We start from the raw sequence: 16,280 nt of genomic DNA on the forward strand, positions 1-16,280 counted from the left end.
ATGCCAACAACCGTATGGTAAACCCTGCTAGCCAATATGAATCAGGTGCGACCCGCCTTGAGCACGACTTGCTTGGAGAGAGGGAAGTGCCTGCAGAGTACTACTATGGAGTACAAACCCTAAGGGCTTTGGAGAATTTTAACATCTCCGGGGTAACCCTGAACTTTTACCCTGATTTAATTGATGCTCTTGCAATGGTGAAACAGGCTGCCGCCGAGGCAAACCATGAACTAGGTCTACTTGATCCCACCATTAAAGACGCCATAATTAAAGCTTGCACTGAAATAACCAATGGGAAGTTCCACAATCAGTTTGTGGTTGATATGATTCAGGGTGGGGCGGGTACCTCCACAAATATGAATGCCAACGAGGTTATTGCTAACCGCGCACTGGAACATTTGGGGTATTCAAAGGGGGAGTATCAGTACTGCCATCCACTGAACCATGTGAATATGTCGCAGTCAACCAACGATGCTTACCCTACTGCTGTTAAAATTGCGCTTATCAACTCAAACAAAAAACTGGTAAGAGTTCTTGAATCCCTAATTGAATCGTTTAGAGCAAAGGCAAAAGAGTTTGCCCATGTAATAAAAATGGGAAGAACGCAGCTTCAGGATGCTGTTCCCATGACTCTTGGTCAGGAGTTTGAGGCATATGCGGTTACCCTTTCCGAGGAGGTGGAGCGCTTGAATCAGAATGTACGGCTATTCCTAGAGGTTAACATGGGGGCTACCGCAATAGGAACGGGTATAAACTCGGATCCCGATTACCCGGAGAAAGTAATAAAGCATTTACGTAAAATATCCGGACTAGATCTGGTACTTGCCTCCAACTTGGTTGAGGCAACACAGGATACCGGTGCATTTGTAATGTACTCATCGGCAGTAAAGAGGCTAGCCGTTAAGCTTTCCAAGATATCCAACGATTTACGCCTGCTGTCCTCCGGCCCGCGAACAGGCTTAAATGAAATTAATTTACCGCCCATGCAGCCCGGCTCATCAATTATGCCTGGCAAAGTGAATCCTGTAATTCCTGAGGTGGTAAACCAAATTGCTTTCAAGGTAATTGGAAACGACTTAACCGTAACCCTTGCCGCCGAGGGAGGTCAGCTTGAACTTAATGTTTTTGAACCCGTTATTGTTCAGAGCCTCTTTGAATCAATTGAGATGCTTAAGAATGGCATGAATACGTTAAAATATCGTTGTATTGATGGAATTACTGCAAACGAGGAGCGCTGTAGGAGTATGGTGCACAACTCAATTGGTCTGGTAACAGCCCTAAATCCTTACATTGGTTATGAAGCATCAACCCAGCTTGCCAAGGAGGCTTTGGTAACCAATAAAAGTGTATATGACCTGGTTTTGCAAAAGGGTTTGCTATCCAAGCAGCAGCTCGATACCATTCTTGCCCCTGAAAATATGGTTAAACCAAGAAAATTAAATCTGTAAGTACGATATTATCTAAAAATACTTACATTTGATGCACTCCCTTTTTTGTTGGGAGTGCATTAAAAAATATGTGGCAATGCTAACAATTGATTATACTGAGTTTCACGACACCAATCAATTAAAGGATTGGGAGAAAGATTTGATAGAACAAGCTAAAGCAGCTTTGGCTGGCAGCTATTCACCTTACTCCCATTTTAGGGTTGGAGCAGCAGTTTTACTGGACAACGGGGTAATAATTACCGGGAGTAATCAGGAAAATGGTGCATACCCCTCAGGTCTTTGCGCAGAGCGAGTCGCCCTTTTCTATGCGGGTGCGCAATACCCTAACGTTCCAATTAAAGCATTAGCTGTTGTTGCATCGAACGAGAAAGGGATTACAGTAAGTCCGGTATCGCCATGCGGTGCTTGTAGGCAGGTAATGCTGGAATATCAGATGATATCCAATAAACCCTTTACCATTTATATGGTAGGAGCGGGAAAGATTATCAAAATTGATGATGTAAAGCAACTACTTCCCTTCAGCTTTACCAATGTAAGCGAAATGGATCAGGAGTAAAGGTTTATAGCGAGGAAACTATCTTTCGTAAAGCATTATTGGGAATAAAACCATCGGCATCCTCGGAGAATTCCGGTTTTATCCTTTCCACAAAAAACATCTCGATTTCACCGATATTCTTGGCAGGAATTTTACCTCGAGGCGTACAAATAAAGTAATCCTTGATGTATGAGTATGTAGTCTCTGAAATATTAATTTTCCCAGGTTCGCATGCTGTTTCCATTCGGCTAGCCACGTTAACCGTATCGCCCCAGATGTCGTAAGCAAATTTGTGTTTACCAATAACCCCAGCTATCACACTGCCAGAGTGAATACCAATACGTATTGACCAGGTAGGCTTATTGGCCTGCGCCTCCTCAATGTTTCTTGCTTTAGTGTAGCGTTGGAGTTCAAGTGCTGCAAGCACAGTGTCGAACGGGTGGCTATGGTTGGTTCTTGGCAATCCTCCCACGCACATGTATGCATCGCCTATCGTTTTAATCTTCTCAATATAGCGCTGGGTAACTATTTCGTCGAATGCTTCAAAGTAGCTGCTCAGGACATTAAGGAACTCATCAATATTCTCGTATGCCACACTTATTTTTGAGAATCCAACAAAGTCGGCAAACATAACCGAAACTTCCTTGAACTTTTTAGGCTTATATATCCCTTTTTTCTGGAGGGCGTTGGCAACCTCAAGTGGTAAAATATTTAGCAGCAAGGCCTCGGTTTTTTGTTTTTCCTCTGCAAGCAATTCGGACTGTTTCTGAATTTGGTTTTGTTGTTCCTCAAGGATTTTGTTGGCATTCTCAAGGTTCTCCATTATGCTTTGGAGATGTTCATTCTTTTCAGCTAGGTCTTTCTCTATTAACTTAAGGTCGGTAATATCCATTTCAATGGCTACAATGTAGCTCAGGTTCTGCAAGTCATCAAAAACAGGTGTTAGACTGGTTTGAATATATTTCTCCTTGCCCATGGGAGTAACCCATTTGCTTTCGTAAACCACATATTCCCCAGCTATACATTTTCTAATAGCTTCAGCAGTTGTTTTATTTATTGTTTCCGAGAAAAGGTTTTGGCCAAAGGTTGCTTTAAACTCCTCAACACTACATTCGTAAAGGCGTTTAAAGCCCTCATTTACCCATGTAATTTCGCCTGTATTGCTAATAATAATTACTGAGTTACCCGCCTGGCTGATGGCAGTTGTGATGCTGTCGAACTGTTCCGATAGGGTTTTGAGTTTTTTCAGCATACGTCCGCGCTGAATCCCTACCATTGTTCGCTGGATAAGTTCAGGGGTGTTTATTGGCAAGCCAATAAAGTCGTCGGCACCGGCGTGGAATAGCGATTGTATATGTTCCGGTTGTAAGAAATCGGCAATAGCCAGTATGGGGATGTTAGATGTAGCAGGATCGGCCTTTATGATTGATAGTACATCGGCGGCAGCCTTGTTGGCAAAGTGGATATCGTAAAGGATAATGTCCGGGTTGTTGTTGGTGATAGTTGATATAATTCGCTCGGAATCAAGAATATTACTTACCGTAAAATCATCGTCGGCAAGGCTGAATATTCGTTGAATATCTTCTAAAAGTTGAATGTTTCCACAAGCTGTTAAAACTTTGTAAGGCATTTTTCAATTCCGATCTTAAAGCAAAAAAACGAAAAATTATGTATTAATGGAAACGTTTGCGGAAATTATTTTTCGCCCGCATCCAAGTAAAAAGCATTTTTTACTCATCATCTTTCTGCATCTGGTCAATAATTTTTTGAATTTCCTCCTCGGTAAAGTGAAGTTTTTGTTTGCAGAATTTTAGTAGTTCCGAGGCGCGCCGGATTTTCTCCGTTAACTCATCAATATCAAGTTCGTTCGATTCTATTTGGTTGATAATTCTCTCAACCTCCTCAATAGCCTCGCTATACTTAACAGGTTTCTTGGTCATACATTACATTTTTTGCGGGTAAAGTTATTGTAAATGTTGTTCCCTTTCCCAGGGTACTACTTACGCTTATGGTGCCGCCATTAGCCTCGGCAAATTCCTTACAAAGCATTAATCCTAGTCCTGTTCCGCTCTCGGAATTGGTTCCCTTGGTAGTAAAACCATCGAGCCGAAATAGGTTACTCAAATTTTCAGGGGCTATTCCAACACCCGTATCGGTTACTTGAATTGTCACTTTTTGATTATCGGACGAAGCCTTTAATGAAATTTTGCCACCACTTGGGGTAAACTTTATGGCATTGCTAAGCAGATTCCGGATTATGGTTAGTAGAGTGTCGTAGTCGGCAAAAGCGGTCACTGTTTCATTGCATATTACCTCGATTTTTATTTCTTTTTCACCTGCAGGCAACGATGCCACTTCGACAGCCTTGCTTATTAGTTCGCTAATATTTATGTATGCTGGATTTAACGCTAGCTTGCCAGTTTGGCTCCGTGCCCAGCTAAGAAGGTTTTCAGTGAGCTCAAGTACATTTGAGGCTGACTGGTGTATGTGGTTGCTAAACTCTTTAACCTCGGAGGGCGGGAGTTCATCGGCTTTAGTGGCCAAAATCTCCGAAAGACCTACAAGAGCAGTGAAAGGGCTTCGTAAATCATGAGCTACAATGGAAAACAGTTTATCCTTGGTTTTAATGTTTTGTTCAAGCTCTGCCTGGTATTGCTTTAATTTTTGATTTATCCTTTCCTCCTCCTCGTATTTCTCCCGTTGGAGCCGGGCTAAATTCTTTTTTTGGTTGAAAAGGTAGAAACTCCCTAATGCAATAAAAAGCAGAAAAATTACTGCTGTTACCAGGAGATTGCGCTGTGCTTTTTGCTTGTTTATGCGTTCCCTATCGAGTTCAACCTTGGTTCGCAATGCTTCTACCTCGGCTTCAATCAGTTTTATTTCAGTCTTGGTTTTATCCAGTTCCAGGTTGATATGTGCATCAATGTTTGCCTCGCTGCGTTTGGCATCTTCAATGCTATCCTTAAGGTAAACATATTTTTGGTAAAGGGTTAAGGCGTTCTCGAACTTACCCTGTGCCTTTTCAACATCGCTTAGTGCCTGGGTTCCGAGCAATACAAGGTATGGGTTGCCAACGCTTTTTCCAATACGTATTGATTGGTTAATATTTACTTTTGCGTCCTTGTATCTTCCTTGGAGTGAGTAAATCTCACCTATTTTCCTAAGGCAAAGCGCTTCGCCATCGGCATTTAAGTTCTGCTTATATTTTTCCTTTGCGGTGTTGTAATGGGTTAGCGCCAGGTCAAAGTTATTATCCTGGCGTTCAATGTTGCCAAGGGTGTTATATAAGTCCGCAAGTATCTGATTTTGGTTGCTTCTCAGCGCAATTTTTATTGCTTGGGTTATGGTATTTCTGGCTTTACTTGGTTTATTCAAATCGAGGTAGGTTTGGGCAATGTTTCTTAGCACCCGGGTAACCTGGAGGTCATCACCTTTCTTCTCGCTCAGTTCTAATGCTTTCTGGTAAGCGTTAATGGCATAGGTATATTGCTTCTGGTCATAATATACATTACCCATATTTTGGTATATGTATATCTTTAGATCCGGCTTAGCATCAAGGTTTTCAACTAAGCCTTTTGCTTCACTCATATACTTTTGGGCATTGCGGAATAAGCCTAGGCGCCGATAAACCAGGGCAATGTTTACCATGGTGCGAGCAATATCCTCATCTTTCCCGTACGACTGACGAATTTTTAAAGCAAGCAAGTACCTGCGGAGGGCCTCAGGGTAGTCCTCAATGCTTAAATAGGTATTCCCTAGCTCATTGTGGATATTGGCTTCAGTGAGCGGGTCTCCAATTTCTTTTGATAGTTCCAGTGCCTTGTTGAGCGATGTTATAGATTCGCTGCTATTTTTTAGCAGCAAGTAGGCTTTAGCCAAATTGTTCAGGGTGTTAATGCTCGACTGTTTATAGCCAAGTGTTTCCCTGATGTTTAGGCTTTGTTTGTAGTATTCAATGGCCTTTGCAGGCTGAGAAAACTTAAGGTAAACTCCGCCCATAATATTAAAAATATCGGCTAGTTCATCGTTTAGCTGATTTTTTTCTGCTACTTGAAGAGCCTTGCTAAGATGACTTGTCGATTTGTCGAAATTGCCTGTTTCGCGGTAGGTTAGTCCGATATTCTTTAAAAGTTGAATAATTCTCAGGGTGTCGTTATCCTTTTCAGCAACAATAAGCCCTTCAAAGTACGATTTAAGTGCCTCCTGGTAATTGCCAAAGTTCCAGTGAGTGCTGCCAATGCTTTGATGGCATTCAGCAATGGCTACACCAATTTTTTTTGCAATGGCTAATGCTTCACCCTTTTTGCTCAAGGCATCGTTATACTGCCCAATTTCCTTGTAAATATCTCCCCGTAGCAGCAAGCTTTGAATAAGTAAGCGGTTATTTTTCCCTTTCAAAGCTGTAAGCCTTGCCTTTTCATTCACCTTGACAGCTTCGCTGTAATTACCCGATCGTAGTAGTAATGCTGATTTTTGTAAAAGAGCATCAACGTATAAGGGTTGGTTTCTTTTAGACTGTGCGATACTAATTGCTGTATCAACATGACCTGAGGCCTCGCCGGTAATGCCCAGTCCACTTTTGTATTCGCTCATGGCAAGGTGGTAAAGTGCTGTAAGTGAATCGCTGGGGTTTTGTTTCACCTGTAAGAAAAGGCGATTGCAGCTTATGGCTGAAACTTCAGGATTCTCAATGGAGTACTTTTTAATGGTGGCAATTAAGCTGTCAATATTGACCTTTGAACCCTGTGAAAAGGAGCAAAAGGCCAACAGGACTAAAAAAAAGGGAACTTTAATTTTTTGCAACATTTTAATTACTATAAGTGATGCTCATAGCAAAGTAAGGGAAAAAAATGATTATGACAAACAAATGGGATGGGTTATGCAAGTGGTATAGTAAAGTGAAACTCGCTACCACTCCCTTTAGAGCTGTTTACCCAAATTTTACCATTGTTCTTTGTTACAAACTCGTGGCAAAGCAGTAGCCCCAGTCCGGTACCCGTTTCATTGGCTGTGCCCTTTGTGCTGTAGGAACCGTCAATCATGAAGATTCGTTCAAGGTCATCCTGATCTATACCTACACCTGAATCCTTAACAACCACTTCTGCCATTTTAGGAAAATCTTTTGATTCACCTGCGATTATCTCGATAGTTCCTCCAATGTCAGTAAATTTAATTGCATTGCTAAGCAGGTTGCGAATAACGGTTGCTATGCTATTTTTATCAGCGTAAACACTAATTGATGTACTTGCGTTAACGGAAACATTTATCCTCTTCTTTTCGGCGTTTGCATTTAGGTTTACCACTTCTTGCTTTATCAAAGGCTCAAGTTTGAATTTCTCGGGAATGTAGTTAATGCTACCGGTTTGGGCTCGTGTCCACTGTAAAAGGTTATCGAGCAGCTTGTAAAGATTCTGAGCCGACTCAGAGATTACCGAGATGTATTCTTTCTTTTCGTTATCGGTCAGGTGGTTAAAGTTGCGTTCAAGAATATCGCTAAACCCAATTAAGGCGTTAAATGGATTTTTTAAATCGTGTGCAATAATGGAGAATAGTTTATCCTTGGTGGCATTTAGCTCGCTAAGGTTTTTCTCTGATTCTTTCAGCTTTTTGTTGATTTCAAATAATTCAGCGTTTTTCTCAGCCAGTTGCTTATTCTTTTTCCGAATTATGGTTAAAATTAATGATGTGCCAAAGAATATAGCCAGCAACAAAAGAGTTAGGGAAATTAATACTTGCTGTACGCTTCGTTGTTTTTGGAACTGTAACTCCTTTAGCTCAACATCTTTCTTCAGGAGTTCTATTTCTTTTTCTTTGGTTTCGGTTTCGTACCGTGCCTGCATTTCGGCAATGCTGGAAAGGCGTTGCTGGGTATAGAGAGTATCGGCGTATGCAAGTTCAATACACTTGTAATGGTAAGCATTTCTATAATCGCCCTTTTTTGCATAGAGGTCGCTCAGTAGCTGGTAGGTTTCCTGTTTGTAGGCTTGATCTACTACATTGGGAATGTTTCGGAGCGCTTTATTAAGCGCTTCACTTGCCTTTTCAAGATTATTTTGCTTGAGATATGTAGATGCAATATTGTTTAGTGTATTGTGGGCGGCGTCAACTCCATTTGTTTTCAATGAAATTTCATAAGATTTTTGGTAGCTCATCAAGGCTTTGTCAAATTGGTTAATTCTGGCATATAGGAAACCAATATTGTTGTAAGCGGTTGCTATGCCCGATGAATCCCTCTGTTGGGTAGCAAATTCCATCGATTTTGTATAATACTCCAAAGCCTTCTGCAAATCGCCTTTCTCGTCGAGTATTATTCCTAAGTTGTTGTAGGCAGTGCTAAGTCCACTAATGTTTTTGCTTTTTTCCCACTCCTTAAAAGCAAGGGTATAGTACTTCTCAGCCAGTTCCAAGTTTTTCAAATCCCTGTTCAGCGATCCTATCAGATTGTAAAGGTTAGCCTTTAATTCGTCAATATTGTTCTCGTTTACAATATTTAATGCTTTAAAGGCGTATTCTAACGCTTTATTTTTATCGTTTATTTGGTTGTAAAGGCTTGCAATTCGGTTATATGAGATTGATTGTAAATCGTATCGTTTGGCTTTTTCGTAATAGTCTGCTGCCTTAGTATGACTGCTAACTGCAAGATTGAATTGCTTAAGATCTCTGTAAACCAGCCCAAGGTTATGGTATGAATTTCCAATTTTTAAAGGGTTGCCATTTTGTTCCCTGAACTCCAACGATTTCAGGTAGAAACTTAAGGCTGTTTCGTTTTGGTGCTTTGAGGAGTAAGCATTCCCCAAGGCATTATAGGCATCGCCTATGGCATCGTCGCTGCCATCAGCTTTTGCTTCTTTGAGCGATTTTTCAGCATAAATGACGGATGAGTCAGGGTTTACATCCCAGTAGTATTTTGATATATCAATAAGAATGTTGACTTTCTCTATGCCCTTGGCATTATTAAGCTGTAACCTTAAGCTATCAATTGAAATTGATGGTTGCTGGGTAAAGCCGGCAATAGGCAGGTAAAATATAACTATTAGGTTTAATAATATTTTAATATTGTTACTTCTCACACCTTTTTTTTATCAAATTACGAATAAAATCTATTTCACAACACTTTTAACTTCGCCATCCCAAAATTTAGTTGTTAACAAGCTACCTTCCCCAATTTCACTAGCGCTTTTAATGGTTTTCCCGTCAATCATGGTTATTGTAAACCCTTTCTTTAACGTATTTATTGGGTTCATTGTTTCTATCATTCTGCCAAAAAAATCTACTTTTTGTTTGTTAGCCGATAGGGTTTGAAGCGTATACTTTTTTAAGTCCTTTTGATATTTTTCTATGGCGATTTTTGGAGTATTAACATAGTTTTCGGCTGCAGACTTTACCTGTTCTTTCAAACCTTGTACTTGTGACAAGCTCTTAAACATGTAAAACTTTGCAAGTACTGGTAGCGATGACCAGGTTTTTGTTAGCCTGTTTTTATGTCGAGATACTGTAAGCTGGCTAGCCGATTTGAGCTGGTCGGCCAAAAAAATCAGCTGCGATTTTGAACTTTCGATAAAGCTTGTTGATAGCTCCACTAGGCTGTCAAGTAGTGTAAGGTAAAGCTGCTCAGCCTCGCTAGCTAAATCGATAAGATACTCCGCAAGGGCAGTAGGTGTTTTTACTGCTTTGAAAGCAACCAAATCGGCAACTGTTGTGTCCTTTTCATGGCCAATTCCGGTGATAACGGGCAGTGGAAACTGTGCAATATGGCTTGCAATACTGTATGAATCAAAGCACGATAGGTCGGCAGAGGCGCCACCACCACGAACAATAGCCACCAAGTCGAACCTATCTATCTCATTGTAGATATTTGATAGTGCTTGAGTAATTGAGGTTTCAGCATCTTCGCCTTGCATAACGGCTTCAAATAGCTTGATGGAAAAACGGTATCGGTTTCTGTTGCCCAGTAGTTGCTTAAGGAAGTCTTCGTACCCAGCAGCCTGAGGCGACGATATCACTGCAACTCTGTTAGGGAGTAAATCCAGAGTTTGTTCACGATTCATATCAAATACACCGTCGGCTATAAGGCGGTTAATGGTTTCGCGCCGTTTTAGTTCCAAATCGCCGATGGTGAATGTGGGTTCAATGTCAGTAATATTTAGGCTGTAGCCGTAAACCTCATGAAAACTCACCTGTGCCAGCACCATAACCTTAAGGCCAGGAGAAAGTTTACGGCCAGTTGTTGATTCAAAGTAGGGTTTAAGCATGCGGTAGCTGTACGACCATATTGTGGCCCTTGCACGTGCCACAATGTTGTCCGATTCTTCGTCCTTTTGGATGAGTTCAAGGTAGCAATGTCCCGAGTAATGCTCCTTTATTTCGCTAATTTCACCCACAATCCAGTATGCCTGCGACAAGTATTGGCTTAGGGTTTCCTTTACAAGCAGGTTAAGCTCCTTGAGCGAGTATGTTTTTTGTTTTTCTACCATCACTGCTTAATACCCGTAACGTAGTATCTGCTGCCTGAGATATCTATTGAGAGCAGGTAAATCCCTTTGGGCAATTCCTCAGAAATGTTGATTTCAACTTGACCAGTACCATCGCTAAAAGCATTCTTAGTTAAAATCAGCTGACCGTTGGTTGTGAAAATTGAGATGTTTGCTGGTATGAACGATTTTCCTAAAAGGATATTAATTTTTGAAGTAAAGGGGTTTGGCCAAAGTTCTATGCTGTTTCTAGTATCAGTAATGCTTGAAGTTGATGCCTGCGCAAAATCAGGGATTCCGTAACCCGTGCTATTGTTGGGTGATGCATAACTTGACGATGAGCTTTTAATTAGCTCAACAATTTGTTGTGCGGTAAGCGATGGTTTGGCCTGCCATAGGCAAGCCACCATGCCAGCCATCAAGGGTGATGAGAAAGATGTACCATTGGAAGTTCCAGTAGTTCCGGTAGCAATGGCCAAAACAGTCCCTTTACCCATGGCGCAAACATCGGGTTTTATTCTTCCATCGGCCGTGGGACCAAATGAGCTGAAATCGGCCTTTACTCTTTTGTTATCTACCGCACCTACCGTTAGTACGTTTGGCGAATCGGCTGGAACCGAAATGTAGTGCCAGGGGGCGTTCCCATCGTTTCCGGCACTCACAACCACAACCATTCCTTTGCTTGCTGCCATGTTGGCAGCAAGTGTGACAGGGGCTGTGTTGCCATTAAGATCCTGATAGGTGTGATTTTGGTTGGCAACATCAAAAGTGGTGTAACCCAACGAAGAGTTAATGATGTCAGCTCCAACACTATCGGCAAACTCCGCACCTGCAGCCCAATTGTATTCCTCAATTATTTGCTCGGTGGCCGCATCCTCGGTTCTAATTAGCCAATACTTAGCCCTTGGGGCTGTGCCAATTAGTTGCCCGTCAATATATCCCCCCATGGCCGATAGTACCATTGTGCCGTGGTAATGCTCCTTGTAAATATCCGATTGTGGGTTCACAAAATCACGAGCACCCAGTATGCGTCCTCTTTGCCAAAGGCTATCGAAAGCATTGTGGGTATTAACATTCAGGAATCCTGCATCGAGCACTGCAATAACTTTTTCCTGACCAAGGTAACCATTGGCGTGAAGCAAGTGGCCATTCATCATAGAAATTTGAGTGTACGATGCGCCGTAGTTTAACCCTGCAAATTCCCTTTTTTCAGTTGGTACAAGGGGCTGCCACTCCATTTTATCATCGGCTTCTGACTTTGCCGGTTCATAAATCTTGGTTATCTTTTTTACAAAGGGTAATCCTTGCACGTTTGTTAGCTGCTCTGGGGTTAAAGTGGCAACAACGCCATTAAACCAGCGTAGGGAGTAATGAACCATTGTGGCGCTCTGAGCAACCTGGTTCACATAGGCTGGCGTTACCGGTAAATCATCGGTGGATATGGTAATGCCCTGTTTTGCCCGTCGTTCAATAGCCCTTGCCGATAAAAATTCATTTGGGTTATCAATGGAATATGTTGAATTCTGTTTGTCAGTAAATGCAACAAAATATTTTGCCTGGGCGGAAACCCTTAGTGGCACTATACCTGAAATTATAAAAAGTAAAAGAATGATTCTTAAATGGTTTTGGTAATTTTTCATAACAGGCATTGGTTTTAGTATCGGGTTCCCATTGAGTTCATTACATCATCAATTGATGGCTCCTTTAATTTTCCTGCATTCTTTAAAAGCGATTCTATGTATTTTGATTCCTTTTCGATGAGCTCATTTTCATTTTCAGCTACTCCATTGAAATATTTTATGGTTTGCGATAATTTTCCATCGGTATCGTAAAATTTCCATTCACCATGCTTAAGCCCTTTAATATAAGACCCCTCTATTCTTGTTGTACCATTGGGGTTAAACACTTTCATAGTACCATCAATCTCACCATTTGTATATGGGATGATGCTTTTGTTTAACCCATTCTCAAAAAACTGGACTACCAAACCATTCAGGTTTCCATTGGTGTAGCTGGCACTTTCCAGAACTTTACCCGAAGGGTAAAAACTTCTAGTTCTTCCGTTCTTCAAACCGTTCGTGTATCGTTCCTCAAAAATCAATTTTCCCTCCATGGAGTAATACTGCCAGAGGCTATCCTTTTGCTGGTTTTTGTAAAAACCGCTAACAATTTTTTTCCCATCTTCATTGAAGAAGGTTGTGATTACATAGGGTGAAGATTCGGTGTAAACCATTATCACCTTTAGCTCTCCGTTTTGGTGGTAACGCTTAAATTCTCCAACTGGTTTGTCGTCCTTGAACCAACCCTCATAGGCTTTCTTGCCGTTTGGGTAATACTTGCACCAGTAACCCTGCTTTCGGTTTTTACTATCAAGTTGGTTTTTTGCACCATCGGTTTGCCCAATGGCTAATCCGGAAAAAATAAGTAGAACTAAAAAAGCCAAAATACGTTTCATGCTTACTGTTTTTTATTAAGTTCTATTACAAATTGAATGCCTATGTTTAGTATAACAAATTGGTTTATGGTAAAGAGTAAGATTTATAAGTTAAAATTGTCAACAAATCAAAAAGTTGATGCAATATAAATTTTCAATAAACCTCGTATATTGCCATTAAACAAAACACTTGTTATTGTTCTTTTTTTTCTCATTTATCAGTTGTAATAAGTTCAAAGATAAGCTCAGTCAGCGTTGTAACATCGCTTTCAACAGTTCCTTTCGTATAACGTTCGTAAACACTTATATTGTCTGGTGGGTTTAGATTTAATATCAAGCCCTTTTCCAAAGCCAACAGCCGAATAAATTCTCTTTGTGCTCGTCCATTTCCTTCTCTGAACGGATGCAAATAGTTAACATTGTCCAATATTTCTGCCAATTTCTCTGCTAATTTCCTTTTGTTGTTTTTCGGGATTTTCCTGTACTCATCAATTAGTTGGTCAATATATCTAAAAGCGTTGTCAAAGTAAGTAGTTGGGAAGAATTGTTTGCCGTCTTTGCTGATTTCAACAACCCGTTTTTTCCCAGCCCAAATGTAAATATCTTGAAACAAATGTCTATGAATTTCAAAAAGGCTGTCAATTCCTTTAATTTTTATCGGGCTCTCGTATAGTTCCAAAAGTCGTTTAGTTACCGCACTACTCTCAACAAAGAGTAATACTTCGGGGTCTGATATATCCTGTAAATTTCTTAAAATTCCTGTCTTGGGGTCAATGTAGCTGTAGTCTGGGTCTATGTACTTGTATGAATTAGACATAGGCTTTTTGTTTTGCAAATGCCACAAGTTCTGTTAGGGATATTTTTCCAGTCACATAATCCCTTATAATTTCAATTCCTTTTTGAGTTGGTGTAAATCCTTCAAACATGTTACTCCCCAAAGCCTTTGCTGTGAGTTCTAAAGTTTTCAGGTCCGAAAATTTGACCCCCATTATTGTCAGATTCTTTCTGTCTACTTCAATTGCATTGAACATCTCTTTTCAGTTCTTAAATTTCTTCAAATTTACAAAAAATCTTCGTCAAATCTTTAATTTTATAGTATTAGAAGGGTCTATAGGAAACAGTATAAAATAAAAAAAAGCCGCCTTTTAGGCGGCTTTGGTTAGTATCCATTCGGGTTATTTCACCTCTTCAAAATCAACATCGGTTACTTCCTGGTCGTTGCCCGATGATGATGAACTACCTGGGTTGGCATTGGCCTGTTGGCCAGCACCAGCGTTAGCTTGTGCTTGCGCTTTGTAAAGTTCCTCCGATGCAGCCTGCCATGCAGCATTGAGTTCGTTGGTTGCGTTCTCAATGGCAGCTAAATCCTGGCTCTTATGAGCGTCCTTAAGTTTACCAAGTGCTGCTTCAATGGAAGCTTTCTTGTCGGCAGGGAGTTTATCGCCAAACTCTTTGAGTTGCTTTTCGGTTTGGAAAATCAAGCTGTCGGCAGCGTTAATCTTCTCGATACGCTCTTTCTCCCTACGGTCGGCTTCCTCATTACGCTTGGCTTCCTCCCGCATGCGCTTGATTTCCTCTTCGGTAAGACCCGATGAGGCCTCAATACGTATCTTTTGCTCCTTGCCTGTACCTCTATCCTTAGCGGTTACATGTAAAATACCATTTGCGTCGATGTCGAAAGTAACCTCAATTTGGGGTACGCCGCGTGGGGCAGGTGGTATTCCATCGAGGTGGAAACGTCCAATTGTTTTGTTGTCCTTAGCCAAGGGACGTTCACCTTGAAGCACATGTATTTCAACCGAAGGTTGATTATCGGCAGCGGTTGTAAATACCTCGGTTTTACGGGTAGGGATGGTGGTATTAGCTTCAATCAGCTTGGTGAAAACACCACCTAAGGTTTCGATACCCAACGAAAGAGGTGTAACGTCAAGCAGCAGAACATCCTTAACCTCACCGGTAAGCACGCCACCCTGGATGGCTGCACCAACGGCAACAACCTCATCGGGGTTTACGCTTTTATTGGGTTTGCGGTTGAAGAATTTTTCAACTACCTCTTGAACCTTAGGGATACGGGTTGAACCACCAACTAGGATTACCTCGTCGATATCGGAAGGCTGTAAGCCTGCATCGGCCAAAGCTTTACGGCATGGTTCAACGGTACGCTGAATGAGGTGGTCGGCCAGTTTCTCAAACTGGGCTCGGGTTAAGGTTTTAACCAGGTGTTTGGGTATGCCGTTAACGGGCATGATGTACGGAAGGTTGATTTCGGTAGTTGTGGTGCTTGAGAGCTCAATCTTAGCCTTTTCTGCAGCCTCCTTTAAGCGTTGGAGTGCCATAGGGTCTTTACGGAGGTCAACGCCTTCATCCTTCAGGAACTCTTCAGCCAGCCAATCAATAATTACTTGGTCAAAGTCATCGCCCCCAAGGTGGGTATCGCCATTGGTTGACTTAACCTCAAAAACTCCATCGCCAAGTTCAAGGATTGAGATATCGAAAGTACCACCACCAAGGTCATACACGGCCACCTTTATATCCTTATTCTTTTTATCGAGACCATATGCCAGTGCTGCGGCAGTGGGCTCGTTGATGATACGACGAACCTTTAGGCCTGCAATTTCACCGGCTTCTTTGGTAGCCTGACGTTGCGAGTCGCTAAAGTAGGCTGGTACGGTGATAACGGCTTCGGTTACTTCGTGTCCCAGGTAATCCTCAGCAGTTTTCTTCATCTTCTGAAGAATCATCGATGATATTTCCTGAGGGGTGTACAGGCGGCCATCAATATCTACACGTGGGGTGTTATTATCGCCACGAACCACCTTGTAGGGTACACGGGGTATTTCAACCTGGGCAACCTTATCGTAGGTTTCGCCCATGAATCGTTTAATTGAGAATATGGTTTTTTGGGGGTTGATTATTGCCTGACGCTTTGCTGGGTCGCCAACCTTGCGCTCACCGTTTTCGGCAAATGCAACTACCGATGGGGTAGTGCGTTTCCCCTCGCTGTTTGTTATAACAACCGGTTCGTTACCTTCCATTACGGCAACGCATGAGTTGGTTGTTCCTAGGTCAATTCCAATTATTTTGCTCATTGCTGTAGATTTTTATTGTTATACTTTTGATTTGTTTCGTTTTTAAGCATTCCTTTCACTTTGTTCAATCATTGTGCCAACCCCCAAAAAGGACTGAAAGACGAAAATCTGTCACAAAATTTTTAGTTTTTCAGTAATCCTTTGTCAGGTTTCTGTGTTTATATTTGAGTTGATATGTTTATAAAGTTCAGGTTTTCAGATGGTAGTCATTAATTGTGTCTTTTTGTCAGTTTTTTCAATTTTAATAAATTAGCTTAGGTTTTCCTGAATAATAGATTACCTTTGACAATCCTTAAAGTATAA

The 16,280-nt window shown here is 41.4% G+C and carries 12 protein-coding genes; 2 read left to right on the forward strand and 10 right to left on the reverse strand.

Features of this window, described 5'->3' with window-relative positions; translation table 11 throughout:
- Positions 1-14 precede the first annotated feature (14 nt).
- Both aspA and cdd read left to right on the forward strand, forming a co-directional pair.
- Positions 15-1,448 (forward strand): aspartate ammonia-lyase, encoded by a 1,434-nt coding sequence (gene aspA / locus WHS63_RS02055; RefSeq protein ID WP_445203713.1) that lies wholly within the window; start codon positions 15-17, stop codon positions 1,446-1,448.
- Between the two features lie 76 nt (positions 1,449-1,524).
- Complete coding sequence (gene cdd / locus WHS63_RS02060) at positions 1,525-2,004, forward strand: cytidine deaminase (RefSeq protein ID WP_445198988.1); 480 nt, start codon at positions 1,525-1,527, stop codon at positions 2,002-2,004.
- Between the two features lie 4 nt (positions 2,005-2,008).
- Here the strand turns inward: cdd and WHS63_RS02065 are convergent, their stop codons facing one another.
- The 10 genes from WHS63_RS02065 to dnaK form a co-directional block, all read right to left on the reverse strand.
- On the reverse strand, positions 2,009-3,613 hold the full coding sequence (locus WHS63_RS02065) for an adenylate/guanylate cyclase domain-containing protein (protein ID WP_445203671.1): 1,605 nt from the start codon (positions 3,611-3,613) through the stop codon (positions 2,009-2,011).
- A gap of 100 nt (positions 3,614-3,713) precedes the next feature.
- Complete coding sequence (xseB, locus tag WHS63_RS02070; RefSeq protein WP_369490043.1) at positions 3,714-3,923, reverse strand: exodeoxyribonuclease VII small subunit; 210 nt, start codon at positions 3,921-3,923, stop codon at positions 3,714-3,716.
- On the reverse strand, positions 3,904-6,789 hold the full coding sequence (locus tag WHS63_RS02075; RefSeq protein ID WP_445203672.1) for a tetratricopeptide repeat protein: 2,886 nt from the start codon (positions 6,787-6,789) through the stop codon (positions 3,904-3,906). The genes xseB and WHS63_RS02075 overlap by 20 nt, the downstream gene beginning before the upstream one ends.
- A gap of 71 nt (positions 6,790-6,860) precedes the next feature.
- The gene (locus WHS63_RS02080; RefSeq protein ID WP_445203673.1) at positions 6,861-9,053 is read right to left on the reverse strand and encodes a tetratricopeptide repeat-containing sensor histidine kinase; all 2,193 of its coding nucleotides are present in this window, start codon (positions 9,051-9,053) and stop codon (positions 6,861-6,863) included.
- 30 nt (positions 9,054-9,083) lie between these two features.
- A complete protein-coding gene (gene xseA / locus WHS63_RS02085; protein WP_445203674.1) occupies positions 9,084-10,457 on the reverse strand; it encodes an exodeoxyribonuclease VII large subunit in 1,374 nt (457 codons plus the stop codon).
- Complete coding sequence (locus WHS63_RS02090) at positions 10,457-12,094, reverse strand: S8 family serine peptidase (protein WP_445203675.1); 1,638 nt, start codon at positions 12,092-12,094, stop codon at positions 10,457-10,459. The genes xseA and WHS63_RS02090 overlap by 1 nt, the downstream gene beginning before the upstream one ends.
- 14 nt (positions 12,095-12,108) lie before the next feature.
- Positions 12,109-12,909 carry a toxin-antitoxin system YwqK family antitoxin gene (locus WHS63_RS02095; RefSeq protein WP_445203676.1) on the reverse strand — a complete coding sequence of 267 codons (801 nt, stop codon included), beginning with the start codon at positions 12,907-12,909 and terminating at the stop codon, positions 12,109-12,111.
- Between the two features lie 190 nt (positions 12,910-13,099).
- Positions 13,100-13,705: a Fic/DOC family protein gene (locus WHS63_RS02100; RefSeq protein ID WP_445203677.1), complete on the reverse strand. Its 606-nt coding sequence runs from the start codon at positions 13,703-13,705 to the stop codon at positions 13,100-13,102.
- Positions 13,698-13,919: an antitoxin VbhA family protein gene (locus WHS63_RS02105; RefSeq protein WP_369490406.1), complete on the reverse strand. Its 222-nt coding sequence runs from the start codon at positions 13,917-13,919 to the stop codon at positions 13,698-13,700. The genes WHS63_RS02100 and WHS63_RS02105 overlap by 8 nt, the downstream gene beginning before the upstream one ends.
- 144 nt (positions 13,920-14,063) lie before the next feature.
- Complete coding sequence (gene dnaK / locus WHS63_RS02110) at positions 14,064-15,977, reverse strand: molecular chaperone DnaK (RefSeq protein WP_445203678.1); 1,914 nt, start codon at positions 15,975-15,977, stop codon at positions 14,064-14,066.
- Positions 15,978-16,280 lie beyond the last annotated feature (303 nt).

It is taken from the genome of Tenuifilum sp. (assembly GCF_037481895.1).
Classification (GTDB): Bacteria; Bacteroidota; Bacteroidia; order Bacteroidales; family Tenuifilaceae; genus Tenuifilum; species Tenuifilum osseticum.